Genomic DNA, 4,370 nt, shown 5'->3' with positions numbered 1-4,370 from the left:
GGGCAGGACGTAGTTCGCGAAACCGAACACGATCGGGGTCGCGTACATCAGCAGCATGATGCCGCCGTGCATGGTGAACAGCTGGTTGTACTGCTCGTTCGACAGGAACTGCATGCCGGGGACCGCGAGCTCGCTGCGCATCAGGAGGGCCATGAGGCCACCGATGAGGAAGAACGAGAACGAGGTGACCATGTACATGATCCCGAGCACCTTGGGATCTGTAGTCGTGATCATCTTGTAGATGAACGAACCCTTGGGTCCCTGCCGCATTGGGTACGGCCTTGCTGCAGCTATCTCTGGGACTGGCTGGGGCGCTACGGCAGTCACTAATCCTCCTGAATGCGCGCTCGACCTCGGGCTGGAGGTGAGCGGTCTCTGGCTTGCGCTGAGTCGAATCGTAGACCGTGCACACAGCGGTCGCCCACCGGGTCCTACTCAGTGTCGTACTCGGTGCGACAGCGTACCTCGAGGTGCTGTCACGACCAGGGTGTTGTTCGTGGGCAACACCCTCGCGACCCCCTCTTCCGGCGTGTCGCGCGCCGCCCCGCGAGCGGATGATGTACGTCACATCTGGCAGGGATTTAGGGTAGCGAAACCTTATCCGGCTAGTGTTGCGTCGTTGTTGCTCCGCTCCGAAAGTCCGAGGTATGGACGTGCTCCCTAGATTCCGCCGCCGCGCGACCGTCGCGCTCGCATCGGCACTCACCACCGCAGTCACGCTCGCCGGCTGCTCCGCCGACAACACCGAGCCGGAAACGTCCGTCTCGTCGACCGAAGGCTTCCCGCGCACGGTCGAACACTTCCGCGGCTCGACCGTGTTCGACGAGGCTCCTCTGCGGGTCGTCGCGCTCGACACCAGCTACGCCGACGCGACACTGTTGCTCGAGAGCGAACTGGTCGGCTACGTCGACTACCGCACCGAGGGACTGCCCGACTACGTCGGCGACGCCCGTGAGAAGTACGCCGCGGACGCCGTCTCGGTCGGCAAGGTCGCCGACGTGAGCCTGGAGAAGATCGCCGCCCTCGAGCCCGACCTGATCCTGTCCGCCGAGGTTCGCAACGGTGAGCAGTACGAGGAACTGTCCGCGATCGCTCCCACCGTCTTCTCCCAGTCCACCGGGCCGACCTGGAAGGACAACATCCGGCTCGCCGCCCGGGCGCTCGGCAAGGAGGACCTCGCCGAGCAGAAGATCGGCGAGTACGAGGCACGCGCGAAGGCGATCGGCGACGAGATCAACGCCTCGGCGAACAACCCGACCGTCTCGGTCGTGCGTTTCGCCGGCGAGCCGACCGCGCGCCTGTACCGCACCACCTCGTTCAGCGGCATCGTCCTCGAGGACGCGGGTCTGGCCCGGCCCGAAAGCCAGGGTCCGGATCCGGCCGACCCGAGCAGCATCATGAACGCCATCAGCCCCGAGCTGATCGCCCAGGCGGACGCCGACGTCATCTTCGTCTCGATGTACCGCGATGCCGACGGCAAGTCCGAGGACGCCGCGCAGCCGTTCCTGACCAACCCGCTGTGGGGCAACCTCCGGGGTCGCAAGATCGACGTCGACGACAGCCTGTGGATGACCCCCGTCAGCATCCAGGGGGCACACATGATCCTCGACGACCTCGCGGAGGCGTTCGGGGTCGATCCGCACAAGGGATAACCTGGACCGTCCCCGAAACAGGAAGTGGTCGAATTGCCCGTTGTGCACCGGTCTCGAACTGCCGTCCTCGCCGCCGTCGCCGTGGCGACACTCGCCCTCGCGGGATGCGGGGAAACCACGGACGATCCGGCGGACAGCATCGTGCGCACGACCACCCGCATCGCCGGTGCCGCGGTCGTCGGTGTCGACCGCGACACCACGACCGCGTGCCCGCTCCCTTCTCCCCTCGACGCCGGGCAGCCGGCCACCGGGACCCGGACCGTCCTGCACACCGCGGGCACCGCAGAGGTTCCCGCGGACCCGCAGCGCATCGTCGTTCTCGACCTCGCGGCGATGGACGCGGTGTGTGCGCTCGGCCTGTGGGAGCGGGTGGTCGGCGTGGCGTTCACCCCGATCGACCCCGGCTACTTCGACTACCTCGGCACCGGCATCGCCGAGTTGCCGTCGGTCGGTTCCGGCGACGTGCCCGATCTCGACCTGGTCGCGCAGGCGCAGCCGGATCTGATCCTGGGGTCGTCGGCCGACGCCGATCTGTACGACCGGCTCGATGCGATCGCGCCGACCGTCACCGTCGGATCCGATCCCGTGTTCTGGCGGGAGCAGTTCCTGCGCGTCGGCGACGCCCTCGGCCGCCGGGACGCCGCGCAGCGGGTGCTCGACGACTACCTCCTCGCCGCCACCGAAGTCGGACGCGAACTCGCCTCGTCCCAGACCCAGGCATCGATCGTCCGGTTCACCGCCGACGGGCCCGTCGTGGAAGGCACCGCGTCGTTCGCCGGTCAGGTCATGGCCGACGCCGGCGCGGCCCGGCCCCCGGCCCAGCGCTTCGGTGTCGTCGAGGGACGCTCGTTCGAACCCGTCGACCCCGACGATCCGGCGGCGGCGGACGCGGACGTGCTCTTCGTCCGCTTCGACGGCGACGCCGGCCTCGCCGAGGGCACCGAATACATGGAAACGGACCGTTGGCTCGATCTCGGCGCCGTGAGCGACAGCCGGTTGTTCGCGGTGACCGACGACGTGTGGTCCACGCCCGGCCCGGTCGCGGCCCGGGCCGTACTGACCGACCTGAAAGTAGCGCTCAATGGCTATTCGCACTGAATTCGGCCGACCCGCCGTGCGGGTCGGTGCACTGCTCACAGGATTGCTCGCAACCGTGCTTCCGGCGGCCGCGCCGGCGTCGGCGCAACCGGAAACGCCGGCCATCGAGGTGTTCGCCGCGGACGGTGTCACCCCGCTCGGCGACCTGCCGCTACACGAGGGCGACACCGTTGTGGTGCGCGGATCCGGTTTCGACCCGGAGGCGAACCGCACCGGTGGCCTGCCGGTGCCGGTGCCGCCGGGGGTGCCGCACGGCACCTTCGTCTCGTTCGGTGGCTTCTCCGAGCACTGGCGTCCGTCCGAGGGAGCGCCCACCGCGAACCGCGCGACCGTGCGTTCCACCAACGCGTGGGTGCTGTCCGAACGCGCACTGAACCAGGTGCCGAACGTGCCGTTCGACATGCGTCGCACGGTCCGGCAGCAGTGGGTTCCGCTGTCCGACGACGGCTCGTTCACCGCGACCCTCACGATCGACGCTCCCGCCACCGTGCCCGCCGACGCGGTGTACGGCATCTACACCTACGGTGCCGCCGACGCGGTCAACGCCGAGCAGGAACTGTCGGTGCCCGTGAACTTCGATCCCTCCCCCGGCCCGAACACTCCCGTCCCGTCGTCGCAGGACCTGGTGTGGGGATTCGCGCCCGGCTACACGGACCTGGTCACCGACACCACTCAGGGTTCGGTCGTCGGGAAGAACGGCGCGACCGTCAACCCGGACGGCACGCTCGCATTCGAACTGGCCGGCGCGCAGATCGACCCGGAGACCGGACGCGGCCGGATCGAGTACCGCGGCACCGTCGTCTCGTTCACGCGATTCCATCTCCTCGAGATCGCGCTGGCCGATCCGTGGATCGAGTTCACCGAGGACGGCACCTACCTCACCGCCGAATCGTCGACCGGCGATCAGGTCGGGACCGACTCGATGAGCCGGATCACCGTCGCACGTCTCGATGCTGCGGCCGACGCGAGCCGCACCGAGTGGGACGGCGTTCCCGCCCGCTTCTCGGTGCCGCTGCAGCCGGCGGTGCTGCTGCCGTATTCCGGTGGGCAGGCCGCACCCGTGACCTTCCGCTACTGAGGGCCGTCGTGCCCGTCCCCGAGTTCGTCGCCGCCCTGCGCGCTCACGTCGGTACCGCCCCCTTGTGGCTGTCCGGCGTGAGCGCCGTCGTGCGCGACGACCACGGCCGGCTCCTGCTGACCCGTCGCGCCGACAACGGTCGCTGGGCGGTCGTGTCGGGCATCCTCGAACCCGGTGAGGAACCCGCGGTCGCGGCGGTCCGCGAGGTCGCGGAGGAGACCGGGGTGGTCGCCGACGTCGTGCGCCTGACGAGTGTGGATGTGACCGCGCCGATCACCTACCCGAACGGCGACGTCGCGCAGTACCTGGACGTGTGTTTCCTGCTGCGCGCGACCGGCGGCTCGGCGCGCGTGGCCGACGACGAGAACCTCGAGGTCGCGTGGTTCGCGCCCGACGCGCTGCCCGCCGATCTGACGGTTACCTCGGCGCTGCGCATCGACAAGGCTCTGCGCGACGTGCCCGAGGCGTGGTTCCGCCGGCCCTGAAACACCCCGAAAAAGCCCGCGCTCGTGCGTGTTTCCGGTAGCGGGTGCTACCGAAAA

The 4,370-nt window shown here is 69.0% G+C and carries 5 protein-coding genes; 4 read left to right on the top strand and 1 reads right to left on the bottom strand.

From position 1 onward, the window contains the following. The coding region (locus ACN675_RS27925; RefSeq protein ID WP_420753909.1) for a cbb3-type cytochrome c oxidase subunit I at window positions 1-327 on the bottom strand (327 nt) is incomplete at its 3' end. A gap of 320 nt (window positions 328-647) precedes the next feature. Here ACN675_RS27925 and ACN675_RS27920 point away from each other — a divergent pair. Genes ACN675_RS27920 through ACN675_RS27905 form a run of 4 tightly spaced genes read left to right on the top strand, consistent with a single transcriptional unit; the run spans window position 648 to window position 4,313 of the window. Beyond that, entirely contained in the window at window positions 648-1,652 is a 1,005-nt protein-coding gene (locus tag ACN675_RS27920; protein WP_420753908.1) for an ABC transporter substrate-binding protein, read from the top strand. 33 nt (window positions 1,653-1,685) lie between these two features. After that, window positions 1,686-2,750 (top strand): ABC transporter substrate-binding protein, encoded by a 1,065-nt coding sequence (locus ACN675_RS27915; RefSeq protein WP_420753907.1) that lies wholly within the window; start codon window positions 1,686-1,688, stop codon window positions 2,748-2,750. Continuing rightward, window positions 2,734-3,828: an HtaA domain-containing protein gene (locus tag ACN675_RS27910; protein WP_420753906.1), complete on the top strand. Its 1,095-nt coding sequence runs from the start codon at window positions 2,734-2,736 to the stop codon at window positions 3,826-3,828. Before ACN675_RS27915 ends, ACN675_RS27910 begins: the two co-directional genes overlap by 17 nt. An 8-nt stretch (window positions 3,829-3,836) precedes the next feature. Further along, window positions 3,837-4,313, top strand: a complete 477-nt coding sequence (locus ACN675_RS27905; protein ID WP_420753905.1) for an NUDIX hydrolase — start codon at window positions 3,837-3,839, stop codon at window positions 4,311-4,313. Window positions 4,314-4,370 lie beyond the last annotated feature (57 nt).

This window comes from Rhodococcus sp. O3, from assembly GCF_048897285.1.
Classification (GTDB): Bacteria; Actinomycetota; Actinomycetes; order Mycobacteriales; family Mycobacteriaceae; genus Rhodococcus.
This window is presented reverse-complemented; position numbering and strand designations above follow the sequence as displayed.

What these genes read in the sequence shown, in the direction of transcription:
- ACN675_RS27910 (WP_420753906.1), top strand. Translation starts at nt 2,734, where the DNA reads ATGGCTATTCGCACTGAATTCGGCCGACCCGCCGTGCGGGTCGGTGCA.
- ACN675_RS27920 (WP_420753908.1), top strand. Translation starts at nt 648, where the DNA reads ATGGACGTGCTCCCTAGATTCCGCCGCCGCGCGACCGTCGCGCTCGCA.